This is a genomic window from Paenibacillus marinisediminis, assembly GCF_054343325.1.
Genome location: NZ_JBTGUH010000005.1, coordinates 309836 through 324898, shown reverse-complemented (window position 1 = coordinate 324898; position 15063 = coordinate 309836). Strand labels below are relative to the sequence as shown.

Annotated in this window: 10 protein-coding genes; 7 read left to right on the top strand and 3 right to left on the bottom strand. The window is 45.5% G+C overall.

Annotated elements, in window-relative coordinates; all coding sequences use genetic code 11:
* The first annotated feature begins 10 nt into the window (after positions 1-10).
* Both ACXX53_RS14165 and ACXX53_RS14160 read left to right on the top strand, forming a co-directional pair.
* Positions 11-2329 carry an FtsX-like permease family protein gene (locus ACXX53_RS14165; protein WP_458569297.1) on the top strand — a complete coding sequence of 773 codons (2319 nt, stop codon included), beginning with the start codon at positions 11-13 and terminating at the stop codon, positions 2327-2329.
* Between the two features lie 3 nt (positions 2330-2332).
* The gene (locus ACXX53_RS14160; RefSeq protein WP_458569296.1) at positions 2333-3091 is read left to right on the top strand and encodes an ABC transporter ATP-binding protein; all 759 of its coding nucleotides are present in this window, start codon (positions 2333-2335) and stop codon (positions 3089-3091) included.
* A 100-nt stretch (positions 3092-3191) separates the two neighbouring features.
* On the opposite strand, the gene ACXX53_RS14155 is transcribed toward ACXX53_RS14160, so the two are convergent.
* Genes ACXX53_RS14155 through ACXX53_RS14145 form a run of 3 tightly spaced genes read right to left on the bottom strand, consistent with a single transcriptional unit; the run spans position 3192 to position 6342 of the window.
* A complete protein-coding gene (locus ACXX53_RS14155) occupies positions 3192-4229 on the bottom strand; it encodes an ABC transporter permease (RefSeq protein ID WP_458569295.1) in 1038 nt (345 codons plus the stop codon).
* A complete protein-coding gene (locus tag ACXX53_RS14150; protein ID WP_458569294.1) occupies positions 4150-5169 on the bottom strand; it encodes an ABC transporter ATP-binding protein in 1020 nt (339 codons plus the stop codon). The genes ACXX53_RS14155 and ACXX53_RS14150 overlap by 80 nt, the downstream gene beginning before the upstream one ends.
* 3 nt (positions 5170-5172) lie before the next feature.
* Entirely contained in the window at positions 5173-6342 is a 1170-nt protein-coding gene (locus ACXX53_RS14145; RefSeq protein ID WP_458569293.1) for a COG1470 family protein, read from the bottom strand.
* A 225-nt stretch (positions 6343-6567) separates the two neighbouring features.
* Between ACXX53_RS14145 and ACXX53_RS14140 the strand changes: the two genes are divergently transcribed.
* The 5 genes from ACXX53_RS14140 (at position 6568) to ACXX53_RS14120 (ending at position 14648) form a co-directional block, all read left to right on the top strand.
* Entirely contained in the window at positions 6568-7149 is a 582-nt protein-coding gene (locus tag ACXX53_RS14140; protein WP_458569292.1) for an RNA polymerase sigma factor, read from the top strand.
* Positions 7142-7897 carry an anti-sigma factor domain-containing protein gene (locus tag ACXX53_RS14135; protein ID WP_458569291.1) on the top strand — a complete coding sequence of 252 codons (756 nt, stop codon included), beginning with the start codon at positions 7142-7144 and terminating at the stop codon, positions 7895-7897. The genes ACXX53_RS14140 and ACXX53_RS14135 overlap by 8 nt, the downstream gene beginning before the upstream one ends.
* 123 nt (positions 7898-8020) lie before the next feature.
* Positions 8021-8245 carry a hypothetical protein gene (locus tag ACXX53_RS14130; RefSeq protein WP_458569290.1) on the top strand — a complete coding sequence of 75 codons (225 nt, stop codon included), beginning with the start codon at positions 8021-8023 and terminating at the stop codon, positions 8243-8245.
* Positions 8246-8710: 465 nt separating this feature from the next.
* The gene (locus tag ACXX53_RS14125; protein ID WP_458569289.1) at positions 8711-11671 is read left to right on the top strand and encodes a DUF4855 domain-containing protein; all 2961 of its coding nucleotides are present in this window, start codon (positions 8711-8713) and stop codon (positions 11669-11671) included.
* A gap of 190 nt (positions 11672-11861) precedes the next feature.
* Positions 11862-14648 (top strand): glycoside hydrolase family 3 C-terminal domain-containing protein, encoded by a 2787-nt coding sequence (locus tag ACXX53_RS14120; RefSeq protein ID WP_458569288.1) that lies wholly within the window; start codon positions 11862-11864, stop codon positions 14646-14648.
* The last annotated feature ends 415 nt before the right edge of the window (positions 14649-15063 follow it).

The window sequence follows — 15063 nt, the reverse complement described above, 5'->3', positions numbered from 1 at the left end:
AAGGTGACCTATGTACTACAGAATAATTCGAAATGATATATCCAAAAGCAAACTGATCACGTTGATAACCATGATATTTGTTGCTGCCGCGGCGATGCTTGTTTCTCTCGCAGCGATACTCGTCGTCAATCTTTCGGGCGCGATAGATACGCTTATGATGCGGGCGGAGACTCCACATTTTATGCAGATGCATACGGGTGAAATTGATACTGCTCGACTAACGAAATTTGCAAATCAGAACAGCAATGTCGATGAATTTCAGGTGCTAGAATTTCTTAATATTGACGGCGCACAGATTATCTTAGGCGATAACTCGCTTACGGATAATGTTCAGGATAACGGTTTCAGTATCCAGAGTGAAAAATTCGACTATCTTCTCGATCTTGACGGAAACATCATAAACGTATCCGATGGTGAGCTATATGTTCCAATATGTTATATGAGGGACAACACCACAAAGGTCGGCGACAAGGCCGTCATAAGCGGAAAGGAATTTACCGTTGCGGGATTTCTTCGCGATTCGCAGATGAATTCCACGCTCTCCTCCTCCAAGAGATTTCTTGTTAGTGCAAATGATTATGCGGAAATTAAGGACCTTGGGAGTACGGAGTATCTGATTGAGTTCAGATTAAAGGATTTGTCGGCGCTCGGCGCATTCGAAACTGCTTATGCCTCTGCAGGCCTTGAAGCGAACGGACCAACGATTACATATCCGCTATTTAAAATGATCAACGCACTTTCCGACGGGATGATGATTGGGGTAATCCTTCTTGTTAGCGTGCTTGTCGTAGCTATCGCATTTATGTGCATACGCTTTACGCTCCTAGCGAAGATCGAAGACGACTACCGAGAAATAGGCGTTATGAATGCAATAGGGCTGCGTATTTCCGACATAAAGAAGATTTATCTTGCCAAATACGCGGCTATTGCAGCGGCAGGCTGCGTTCTCGGTTTTGCACTCTCGTTCGTATTTAAAGGCCTGCTTCTTGAAAATATACGACTTTATATGGGTGAAAGCGATAATGCATCTATTGCCGTGGCTTTAGGAATAATCGGCATATTGCTTGTATTCCTCGCCATTATTGCCTATGTAAATGGAGTGCTGAGGCGTTTCCGGAAAATATCTGCCGCAGAAGCCATACGCTTTGGCACTTCACAAGAAAAAACCGCAGGCGCAAAACATTTTTCCCTGAGCGGAAATAGGCTGTTTGGCACGAATATTTTCCTCGGCATTAAGGATGTTCTCGCAAGGAAAAGACTTTACGCTACAATGCTTGCAGTGCTTGTGATTTCGGCATTTATCATTATTGTTCCGCAGAACCTGTACAACACGGTCTCCTCGAAGGGCTTCATCAAATATATGGGCATAGGAAACTACGATATGCGCATTGACATTCAGCAGACCGACAACATATCTGAAAAAGTCGATGAAATAGTCAAGGCTATGAAAAGCGACAGTGCCATATCACAGTATGCCGTGCTTACAACCAAAACGTTCAAAGTAAAGACGGAGGACGGCCCGGAACAAAATATAAAAATTGAGCTCGGCGACCATTCGACATTCCCTATCGAATATTCCCAAGGCAGAGCACCCACTGCAGAAGACGAAATCGCGCTTTCAGCTTTGAACGCAGATGAGTTGAGCAAGAAGGTCGGTGAAGGCATTACTCTGGTGATTGATGGGAAGGAGAAAAATCTCACAGTAAGCGGGATTTATTCCGACATTACCAACGGAGGCAAAACCGCAAAGGCTATGTTCAACGATAGTTCTTCGGACATGCTATGGTCCGTTATCTGTGCGGAACTTTCGGATCAATCTCTTGTTGGTGAAAAGGTTTCGGAATATGTGGACAAGTTTGGCTATGCAAAGATTTCGGGTATTGATAACTATGTTAAACAGACATTCGGATCGACAATAAGCTCCGTCGGGAAGGCCTCCTTTGCCGCAATTGTCGTTGCGCTGATGATAACGATACTGGTTACACTGTTGTTTATGAAAATGCTTGTCACCAAGAATGTAAATTCCATTGCCGTAATGAAAGCGATCGGTTTTACTAACTCGGATATTAAGGCGCAGTATGTTTCGCGTTCGGTATTCATTTTGATTATCGGCATAGTTCTCGGCACTCTTCTGGCAAACACACTCGGAGAGGTACTTGCGGGCGCGGTTATCTCCTCATTTGGAGCGTCGTCGTTTCAGTTTATAGTCAATCCAGTTTCGGCGTATCTGCTGTGTCCCTTAATGATGGCATGCTCGGTACTTATTGCAACCAATATCGGCACATCTGGCGCGGGACTAATCAAAATATCCGAGCATATAAAGGAGTAGCTTATGAAGAAGATTATTATGGGTGAAAACATAGTGAAATCCTTCGGCGAGGGCAATGAAAAGCGCAATGTACTCGGAGGGGTGTCTGTTGTAATAAACGAGGGCGAATTCGTTGCGGTTATGGGACCTTCGGGCTCAGGAAAATCGACGCTGATGTTTGCGTTGAGCGGAACGGATGGCGTTGATGGCGGAAAGGTCGTTTTTGACGGTAAGGATCTATCGACGGTCGGAGAGAATGAGCTTTCCGATATTCGTAGAACTAAAATGGGATTTGTTTTTCAGCAGCCTACTTTGCTGAAAAACCTGAATATCCTCGACAACATCATTCTTCCATCTATGCGCGACAACAGAAAAAACGCTGCGAAGATTACTGAGAGAGCAAGAACGCTTATGAAAAAGGTAGGCATTGCAGAGCTGGAAAAGCGTGATATTACACAGGTTTCGGGAGGACAGCTTCAGCGTGCAGGAATATGCCGCGCACTTATGAGCAATCCGAAAATTATTTTTGGTGATGAGCCGACTGGCGCGCTCAACTCACAATCCGCACAGGAGATTATGGACATCTTTTCCGAAATCAACGCGCACGGTACGGCGGTTATGCTTGTCACTCACGACGCAAAGATTGCGGCGCGGACGGAGCGAATTATGTTTATGCACGATGGTCACATCGTGAACGAAATTCGGCTTCAGAAATTCAGCGGCATAGCTCTTGATGACAGAACGAAAATAGTCACGGAGAAAATGCGGGAAATTGGAATATGATTGGATGCTGATAAAAAAGGAGCTTGTCCCTTAGGTAGAAAAAATCTACTTTCGGGACAGCTCCTTTGTCATGCATGGGCGAAGTAAGGGAGTCGAACCCCTATGCGCGGGAACGGATCTCTTGCTTCATGAATAAGGCATAAGAAAGTCCAAAGCAAATCATCGTCTCCGCAATCAAGGCGGTCAACTGCGGCCAGACAAGCAGAATGCTTTGCCCAAGCGGCAGCGGACTGTCCGGTATCGCACCTACTAGCTGCTGCATCGTCAATGGTCCGAGCGCACGGACATTTGGCATGAGCAGCGTCATCGTCGCTTCATCAAACAGCTGTGCTGGTGATATTCGCGCTATATTCTGTACTGTACTTTGATAGCTCAGAATCTGATTGACATTGGAAGCATCAGTAGGCGCGATCAAACCGGCTACTAGATTGAGAATTAGTCCAAAGAAAACGGTAAAGAACAGCCAGACGGAAATAGACAAAAGCGCTGATGTAGCCGCCTGACGGAACCAGACCGAGAATAGAATCGATAGATTCAACCAGAATCCAACGTAGAAGACCGTCATGATCAGATAGATGATAACCCGCAAAAACTCTTCCAGTGTCGGTGGATACCCAATCGTGATCATCCCGAATCCCATAACGAGAAATCCTAACGTAAAGAAGATGATCGCGATCATAATCAGCGCTGCAACAAATTTAGCATTAATAAAATAGTCGCGATGGATCGGCTGAGACATAACGCGGCTTAATGTACCTTTGTTCCGTTCTGAGTTAACGGCATCAAAGCCAAGTACAATACCGATCAATGGTCCCAGGAAGCTCACAAAGGTAACAAAAGAAGGGAGCGTTCCGTCCGATGCTGTAAATATTTTTAAGAATAAAAAGTTCGTATTCGCGCCTTCAGTTGCCGCACCGCTCTTTAGTGCTGTTATCGCCGAATATATGGAGCCGATACAAGTCAGAGCAATTAATGCCAACAGAACGATATACCGCCAGCTGCGGATATGATCGGTCATCTCTTTTTGCACCATGATCCAAAATGGATGAGGAACAGCATCACGTTCTGTTCGCGGCTTCCGGTGAAACTTGAGCTTGTGGTTTAGCTTTGGCTTTGCCTTGGATAGCAATTGGTTCATCAGGATCACCTCCTTCAAAATAGCGGTGATAGATTTCATCCAGTCCATACTCTTTGGTACTGATATGAGACAACATAGCTCCAGATTGTACGATCAATTGAGAGATCACACCTGCTAGATTGCTATAACAATCAATATCAAGCCAACCTTCTTGTAGTTCAACATTGATGACTCCGTCAACTTTATAGAGGGACTCAATTAATTCTGCTGTGATCGGATCAGCCTTTACTTTGACACGCACCGGTTCTCCTGCAAATAACTCTCTGGATAAGCTGGCTACGTCACCTTCTGCTAATAGCTGTCCCTTGACGAACAAGCCGACACGATCGCAAATTTGCTGCACCTGATGCAGATGATGCGAACAGAGTACAATCGTAATGCCTTCATCATCTCGTAATTGTTTGATTAGATGAAGCAGATCTCGAACCCCTACGGGGTCAATGCCAAGCGTAGGTTCGTCGAGGATGATCACTTCCGGCTGCTTGATCAGTACATCTGCCAGTCCCAGCCGTTGTCTCATACCGCGTGAGAAGGTACCTACCTTTTTCGAGATCGCCTCTGATAGCCCCACGCGCTCGATGAGCTGCTCGGCCCGTTCTCGCGCTTGCTTAAGAGGAATACGATTCAATCTTGCTGTATATATCAAGTTCTCAAGCGGCGTGCGATCCTCGTAGAAACCCACGTCGTCTGGCATATAGCCAACGCGGCTCTTCACCTCAAGCGGCTGTCTGGTTGAATCAAATCCGCAGACACGTACAGAACCGGAGGTTGGTTCGGTCAGCCCGAGCATCATCAGAATCGTTGTCGATTTTCCCGCACCGTTAGGGCCTAACAGTCCATATATTTCACCTGTCTGAATCGATAAGTCAAGATGATCAACTGCCGTATGGTTATCATATTGCTTCGTTAAGTCTCTTAGTTCGATAATCGATTGTTCCACGGTTTATCTCCTCCCATAGGTACGGAAAAGATAATATACTCCTCCCGCGACGGCTAAGATGATCAGTACGCCGAGCCAGCCCCATAGCATGGAGGTTTTCACGGCTACTCGGAATTGAGCATCTGCAGACTTCTCTACGCTCTGCGCCGTCATGTTTACGACATAGTCGCCTGCAATCGCTTTCTTATCTGCTTTGATTGTGGCCTGCACACTTGCTGTCTGACCAGGATCCAGGCTCGCAATGGTTTTAGGCTCGAACGTCACTTCCCAATCAACCGGTGCTGCTGAGCTCATCTGAATATCCTTCAATGTACTGGTTCCTGTATTGGTCACGACCAGATCCAAATTCTTAGAAGAACCGGATGTGACGGAAGTACTGAGCAGATCATTAGGTGTGCTTAGTTTAATGCCGTATGTGCCGGTAATAACAGCTTCAAGCTCTGTTTCTGCCGACGTGGAATTGGTTACCGCTTGGATCGGAATCTTATACGTATCTGCTTGTACCTGTTTAGGAGGAACGGCTGTTATACTAATTTCCTCCGTAGCATTCGGCTCAACATTGACGGATGCTACATCGCTTCCTGCAACCGAGAATTTAACATCCCAGCCTGCAGGGGCATTCGCGCGCAAAGAATAGAGCTGCTTTTCAGCTGTGCGATTCCGCAAGGTTGCACTGAAGTTGAATGTGGTTTCAGCATGGCCCTGTATGTTCGGCTGTTCGGAAGTAAGCTCCGTTTTATAGGTACCTTGTTCGGAAACTTTAACTTTTAACTGAAGCGTATATCCTGTGCTGGCCTTCACGGAAAATGTATAATCCCCTTTACTCACCTCAAGAGGAACATTTAGCTGCAGGTTCAGAGTCTGCGATTCATGCGGCTTAACCGCGATTTGTTGAATCTGATGGCCGCCGGAGGATAATTCATAACTCCATTTACTAGCTCCTGTATCGACACTTAGCCCTACATTCTGGATCTCATCGGTGTTATTGATGACATCGATTGAATAACTGATCTCCTCTCCAGGCGGTGCCGTGAGGCTTGTATACGTGGTATATAGCGATACTCCTCCTGCAGCGTATGCGGTACTGCCCATTCCTGGGCTCATGCTCAATATTCCAAATGTCAGAATAAAGATGAGCAGCGATGCAACTCGTTTTTTACTAGCATGTAACATAGAATCATAGACCTCCTTGGATGAAAGTTATACACTCTAAGTACGCCCAGGGAGTGCCGTTTGGATTTATCATTTTACATAAAAATTAGCTTAAAACAACCTTAAAACAAGCTTAAATCGAGTTAAATAATCAAGGCTGGTATTCACACGTTGCGAAATATTTGATACATATGGTTTAGACATCTATGATTGGGGTGAGAGTATGTGTCAGATTTAGACCGCAGTATGGCAGAGCTATTGCAAGAAATAAAGAACGGATCCATAGACGCATTTGACCGATTCTATCAGAAGTATTCTCCATTTATCATGCAAATCGCCTTGCGTATTATGGGAGACAGGATGGAAGCGGAAGACGTCTGTCAGGATGTATTTCTTGAAATCATAAAAAAAGCAGACCAGTATAATGCCTCGAGAGGCAGTCTGGAAGCGTGGATCGCCATTATGACGCGAAGCCGTTGCATTGACAGCTTGAGAAAAAGGCAGCGAAACGCAACAGGGGAGCTATCGGAAGCAGTTGAATCTGCAATAAGCTGTAGGTCATCTACACCTGACGTTGAAGACTCGGTCATGGCTAAGCTGCAAGTCGAGGCGCTCCGAGAAGCGCTTCAGCTCATTCCTAGTAAACAGAGCGAAGTCGTTACTGAAATGTACCTGGGTTCACGCACCCAGCAGGAGCTATCGACTGAGCTGCATATTCCATTAGGTACAGTTAAATCGCTCGTGCGATACGGTCTTCATAATTTACATAAACAGATGTCTAGTTTGGGTTGGGGGGATCCCAAGAAGAAGGTGATGCGTAATGAATAACACAACATGCAACTGGAAAGAAGAAGATCTGATCGATTATGTGCTGGTCAAGCTTCCTGAGCATAAACGCGATCAATTGACTCATCACCTGCAAACCTGTCATTCCTGCAAGCAAGGCTTACTCATGTGGCAGCAAACCTTAACCGGGACTCAAGCTGCGCTTCATGATGATCCACAGCTGCAGCAACAGGAATCCCTTATGATGCCTTCTAAACGTATTAAGAGAAAATTGATGTTTCAGGTATTGCTTAACAAACTGGTGTACGTGATGAAACGTCCGATTACCACCGTATCGATTGCCGCTTGTTTAGTGTTGTTCTTGATCGTCGCTTCATTTGAAGCGAATGATGTGATTCAGGAGGTTCAACCGCCACAGTGGACGCAAGAAATGAACAATATTGAAGGAAGCTCATTGATAGGGGATCCGCAGACTATCATCTATCGGATCGAACGACTTCCACAGCTCAATATGGACGGCTACGCTTGGATCAAGGGCAAGTCCCATGAATTGTTGTTCTTATTTGATGGATTAGCGCCTTCTCAAGTGCATGATTATCAGATGTGGGCTGTAACCAAGAACAATCAGACCAATATTGGACTGCTTCGATATAACCAGGGAAAGGCCTACTTATATTTCAATGGCAGACTGCCGCAGACGGTTAAGAATTTTGCCGTCAGTATCGAGCCTAAGGGTGGCAGCAAGGTGCCAACGAACCCATTCACGTTTAACGTTGTTATTACTAAGTAAGTTCAACTCGATCATCGTCCCTCTCATTTTCACATATGTGACAAATGTCCTCGAAAACATAAATCTAAATTTTGAATAATAAGGATAACAACTATTGTGAGGATATTCATATGTAGAAGGGGCGTGAGACCGTTGACAGCCATCCGTGAGTCCGTTGAGCAGGATTATGTTATTGAGCACCTGAGACAGGAATTTCAATGTACAGTACTTTGGTGCGAAGGGCGTGCATGCCTAGAGTATGACAGCAAGGAAGAGCTTGACCGTATATCCGACTACGTGAAAGCAAAGTTTGATCGAGACCTTCTTGATGTATTTTTTACAGCTATCGAAAGCATTCCGGTGGAATGATAGATTTTAATACCTAACTACTCTCGTTTCGACCATTATTAAAAAGACACCTCAGTGGTGTCTTTTGTGCATTTGCGATGAATGTTTAAAGGCATAGGTCATTGAGTTGGCGACCATTCTTACAATAGTTACCTACGACTCATAGGGCTACTCTAAAAGATGGACATCTTGTCGACAGCCTAGTCTTATGGTCTTAGTAGGTTCGGAGGATTGGTTAAACACTGAAGATATGTATAAGTAAAAGGTAAAGAAATGTATATGAAAGGTAATGATTTATCTATTTGAAATAGGGTTTAAGTTTCTTACTGTTACAGTAGGCCATTGCTTATGCTTCTCAATATCGTGATAGGATCACGAACAGAAGGGAAGGAGGAAAGAGCATCTAACTCAGCTTGAAATGAAATAGGTATGGTTAAAAGTTTGATGATGTTTCTTTACTCAAGAACAAGAAGGGAGCTAGCATGAATGAAATGGAATAAAAGATGGTTATCTATTATCATGATTACATCCATGTTGTTGACAATGGTGCCGATGGTGCATGCGGAAGAGGCGCTGCCGCCAGCACAAACAGAAGAGCAAGCTCCGGCTACGGAGACTGAAGGAGTGGTTCCAGTCGTGTATGGAGAGCTTCATAATCTGGCTCAAGGTCTTCCTTATGAATGGTCGCAAGGCCCTGAACCAGCGTATCCAGATGATGGTACGAAGCTTACCGACGGTAAGTATGGGACGAAGAATATCTCAGATCCAGCGTGGGTAGGACATCACAAGAAGATGACGCGCGAAGTCGTATTCGATTTAGGCGAAGCCAAGTCGATCTCGGGTGTTAAAGCTCATTTTCTGCAGGATTGGCCAAACAACAATGTACTTATGCCGCTGACGGTCTCCATGTACGTCTCCGACGACAAGGAGAATTGGGGATTGCTCTCGCATAACGCGATCCAGACGTTATGGAGAGATGGACAATACGAGGAGACTTATGCGTGGAATGGAAGCAAGGATGGAATTCCAAGCGCAGGCCCTGATGCGAAGATAGCCTATGCTCGTTATGTAAAAGTAACTTTTTCGATGCACACGAGAGCAATGACTTTTATTGATGAAATAGAGATTTTAGGTACAGACGGAAAAGTGGAAGGAGCGGTAACGGTTCCTGCTGATCCTGTTGGCTTTTTGAAGCCGGGCGAGGCAACAGCTGGGATTAAGCATCTCGGATTGCTCTATAACGGACATTACCCGAATGGTAAAGGAGATTGGTCGAAGGAACGGATCATTCCGAACATTAGTTATGTCGATAAGACAGGGAAACCTGTAGATTGGCTCTTTGACGGTGTGCTGTATCTCGGAATTAGTCCACCAACACCAAATCGTGATTTTGGCGGAAATGCATACCTGGAGGACTGGAAATGGTATCTGGACAAAACCTTTGCTCCAACAGGCGATATGTATCAGCTAAATGAAGCGACGAAGGAAGTAGGAGCAGCGTTAGGCCAGCCTAATCAAAAGGAAAAGGTTGTTCTGATGATTCCGGATCCAGGCGAGTATATCACGAATTTCGGAGTCATTGATGGTGAGAATTTAAATTTCCGCGCTTCAGCAGTCGGAAAAGAGAAAGCGCTTGCAAATCGAGAAAAAGCGGTTCAATGGTATTTGAACGAAGTGAAGCAAAAGTGGGAAGCAGCGAATTATTCCCATCTTGAGCTAGTGGGCATGTACTGGCTGGAAGAGCAGATCAGTACAAGTGCGGAAGGACCGGAGTTGCTTCGTTCGGTAAGCGATGAAGTTCATAGCATGAATGTTTCCGGCAATAACAATATGAAGTTTTTCTGGATCCCGCACTTCTTGGCATACAAGAGCTACATGTGGAAGGATGTCGGATTTGATGCCGTAGCTTTCCAACCGAACTATTTCTTCGAGCCGATGGACTATGACCGTCTGAAAGACGCTGCGAACATCGCAAAACGATATGGCATGACCAATGAGTTTGAGTTCGATGATCGTATGCTGACAGATAGCGTGTACCGTGAACGGTATATCGATTATCTGAACAGCGGCGTGGAGACAGGTCTCATGACCAATGGCTTCAATGCTTATTATCAAGGAAATGATGCGGTGTATGATAGTGCGGTAAGCACAGATCCTGCCAACCGCATTCTATATGATTGGTTGTATCAGTATGTAAACGGAACGTACCAAGTCAACAATGGTGCTCCTCCAGAAGTGGAAGTGCAAATGAACGGTCTACCGTTCCAATCTGGAATCACCCTGCCGGACACGGAATCCATTCAGTTTACATGGAAATTAAAAGAGGACGATGGAATTACGAAAGTAACGGCTACTTATGATGGAAAGCCTTATACCGCAGGGACAGTCATTCCTCTGGCTGGCAAGCTGGGTAAGCATGAGCTGGTCATCACGGCAACATCGGGCAAATCGCAGAAAATATCTTACGTAATCGAAGCAACTACGAATGCATCCGGTATGAAGATGTTAGTGGATCGCTTTGATAAGGCCCAGCAGTTCACGAGTGCCGAAGCGGTGCGTTCTTTGAACACTTATTTGGATATGATGCAGCGCTACGAAGGGAAAGATGCGGCGCAAGTCAACAAATATCTAAGAGCCTTTAACGCAAAGCTGGATGAATTGAAGATAGCGGGCACTATTAAAGATGAGGCGTACAATACGCTGAAGGATAATATCTATTACCTCATCGGCAATATGGCGCAAGGTAAAGCGGTAGAAGCATCTTCGACTGAAGGCGGCAATCCGAATTATGCACCTGCAAAAGCCGTCGATGGATTCCCTGCTTCCAGATGGGCGAGTGATTATGTGAACGATACTTGGTTCCAGGTCGATCTCGGTGAAGCGCAGATGGTAGATACGGTTCGAATCGATTGGGAGTATGCTCGCGCTGACCAATACAAGATCCTTGTGTCTAATGATAAGCAGACCTGGACCAATGTGATGGCGAATGACGGAATCATTAAAGCACATGATGGCAAGGAAACAGTTCAGTTCAATCCAATCAAGGCGAGATACATCAAATTCCAAGGTGTTAAAAGAGCTACAGATTACGGATATTCCTTCTACGAATTTGGTGTATATAATCTCTCAGAAGCTGTGGACGTGCAGGTTATTGACGGCGTACAAGTAACGGTTGACGAAGCGGCGAAAAAAGTAACGATTGATGGATTCGTGATGAATGGCAACCTTGCAGATGTAAAGTTGAAGGTGATTAATTCGAAGGGCAAGGTTCATCTCGAAGCTCGGGCGAAGACTACAGAGTCGGGAAGCTTTCAATTCACCTTCAAGGTGACGGGTAACTTGAAAGGAATCAATGAAGCGTATCTATCCACAAGTGATATGAGCGAGCCTGTGAAAGTGACCTTCGAATACGAAAAAGAAAATCCAGGCAAAGGCCACCAAAAGTAACGGCAATAATAAGATACAGTGCACCCCCTATAGTAGACATTGGATAAACACTCATGGTGTTAGTAACCGATGAATATATAGGGGGTGCATTTTTTATGTTTATATTTTCTATAGATTTGGTACTATGAAGCTAGATACCAATGATAGGTAACTAGAAGATGAATTGAACTAACCATCCGGAGGGAATCAATTGAGCACACAAAAAATCGGAGCTCCATTAGAAGGTTTTGCTGAATTTAGTAGGAAAGTTGCCGCAGAAGGTGCCGTGCTGTTAAAGAATGAAGGTCATGTTCTCCCCATTCGCAAGAGTGAGAACGTTTCAATTTTCGGCAGAACTCAGATTAATTATTATCGCAGTGGTACAGGATCAGGCGGCAGCGTCCATGTTACCCATACAACGAATCTGTTAGACGGTCTTCGGAGTAAACAGAATATTACAGTCAACGAGAAGCTAGCAGCGGTATATGAGAAATGGATTGAGCAGAATCCATTTGATAATGGCGGAGGCGGCTGGGCAGCTGAGCCGTGGCATCAGAAGGAAATGCCTCTGACCGATGAACTGGTGTCGGAAGCAAGAAACAGGTCCGACAAAGCGATTATTGTGATCGGGCGTACGGCGGGAGAAGATAAGGATAATGCCAATGAGCCGGGAAGCTACCAGTTAACAGCAGACGAAAAAGCAATGCTGAAGCAGGTAACTACCTATTTTGAACAAACTGTCGTCGTACTGAATGTATCGAATATTATGGATATGAGCTGGCTGAACGATGAAAGCTATGTGCATCCGATCCGAGGTGTTATCTATGCTTGGCATGGTGGAATGGAAGGCGGCAATGCCATTGCAGATGTATTGGTTGGGGATGTGACACCGAGTGGAAAATTAACAGATACAATCGCATATTCGATCAACGATTATCCTTCGACTCGCAATTATGGAAATGAGCTAAGAAGCGTTTATGAGGAAGATATCTATTTGGGCTACCGTTTTTTCGAAACGTTTCGACGGGAAAAGGTCCAGTTTGAATTCGGTTATGGTCTATCTTATACCCAATTTAGAATAGAACCTGACGAAGCTAAACTGACTGTTAAAGAAGGAGAACCATACGTTGAAATCGGCGTGACCGTGCAAAATATCGGAACCGACTTTGCAGGCAAAGAGGTCGTTCAAGTTTATTATGAAGCACCGCAAGGAAAGCTGGGCCGACCAGCTAAAGCTCTAGCAGCATTCGTGAAGACCACAGAACTTCAGACGGGTGAATCGCAGCATCTTACCGTGAGTATCCCTGTTCGATCCTTAGCCTCCTATGATGACGCTGGTGTGACAGGGCATCCTTACGCTTATGTCTTGGAAGCCGGAACGTATCGACTATTTGTGGGGAACAGTGTCAAGAATTCAGTGCAGATCGGCGTTGAGGGACAAGAAGGTTACGTCGTGGAAACTCTTCAAGTCGTGGAGCAGTTGCAAGAGGCAATGGCGCCAACGGAAAGCTTTACGCGAATGAAACCGGGTGACCGGAAGGAAGACGGTACATACGAATTGACCTTTGAAGAGGTGCCGACACGGAAGATTTCGCTTGCGGAACGAATCGAGAACAATCTGCCAAGAACCTTGGAGCAAACCGGTAATCAGGGGTATAAGCTAAGAGATGTATATGACGGGAAAGTAAGCATGGAGGCCTTTATTGCTCAGCTCAGCGATCAGGATCTAGCAGCGATTGTCAGAGGAGAAGGCATGTGTAGTACGTTGGTTACATCAGGTACGGCTTCGGCTTTCGGGGGTGTAAGTGATCCGTTATTAAGTTACGGAATTCCGATTGCTTGTACGGCTGATGGACCATCCGGAATTCGGATGGATAGCGGGCAGCAGGCGACTCAGGTTGCTATTGGAACCTTGCTTGCCGCAACCTGGAACACCGAATTGGTCGAAGAACTTTATGTCATGGAAGGCCAGGAATTATTAAGCTACAACATTGACGCTTTGCTTGGCCCCGGCATGAATATTCGGCGCAGTCCGCTGAATGGACGCAACTTTGAATATTTTTCGGAAGATCCGCTGATTTCAGGAAAGTTTGCTGCAGCATGCGTTAGCGGCATTATGAAAGGCGGCTCGAATGGTACGTTGAAGCATTTTGCATGCAATAACCAGGAAAAACATCGCAGCAAGGTAAATGCCGTCGTGTCTGAGCGCGCTCTGCGGGAGATTTATCTGAAAGGCTTTGAAATCGCGGTAAAACAGGGCGGCGCGAATTCGATTATGACCTCCTATAATCCTATCAACGGGCATTGGGCGGCTTCTAATTATGATATGAACACTACAATTCTTCGTGGAGAATGGGGCTTCAAAGGCATCGTGATGACGGATTGGTGGGCTATCATGAATGATGTTGTTCATGGAGGCTCTGCGGATCGGAAATATACGAACTATATGGTCCGTGCACAAAACGATCTTTATATGGTTGTGAGCAACTATGGTGCGGAGACCAATGCTTGGGGAGACAATACCATTGAGTCCCTAGAAAATGGCTCCTTAACCCGAGGAGAGCTGCAGCGTTGTGCCATGAATATTTGTGAGTTCTTGATGCACGCACCGGTGTTCTCTAGAAAACAAGTGATTGAAGAAACAGTCCATACTTTCAAAGCGAATCCATCTCCTGCAGCGGAGCAAGCGCAAGCATTATCCGATCATGCACAGGTTAAAGTTTCCGCAACTAGATCGACCTGGATGAAAGTAGAACAGGCTGGGGTATATCGGATTTTTGCCCATGTTATGTCTCCAGATACCGAGTTGGCTCAGAGCGCATGTCATGTGACCTTAAACGATCAGTCGATGATGACCGTTCAGACCAATGGGACAGAAGGCAGATGGATCAAGCTGAAGCAAGTGAAAGTCGAACTGGAAGCAGGCTCTTATGAATTAAAGCTTGATTTTGTCAAACCGGGCATGCAGATCGACTGGATCGAATTTAAACAAGTGTAAGCGTAAAAGCGTAAATAAGGTCATTAACTCTAATAGATGTTAATATCCTTAACCATATCTGAGATAGTTTTTTCGATGATGGCGAGCTTAAGGCTGTCCATTCCTAGTTCTATCTACAAGGACCGGGAGCGGACACAGGAGCCGCTATTTGCGGAAAACACCGCTAATTCGCCATACTAGCGGACCGTAGAGCCGTTATTTGACCTGAATAAGCCGTTTAGTGCTAGTTTTGAAGCAAATAGCGTCATCTGTGTCCGCAAGCCCTTAAAAAATACCCCGAAATCATGAAATAGCGGCCCCTGTATCCGCTCAAGTGCGGGTCATACGACCTTGCTGTCCCCGTATGTGCCATCGCGGCATGCTCGAGCGAGAACAAAAAATCCCTTGGCGCTCCACCTAGGAGTACCAAGGGATA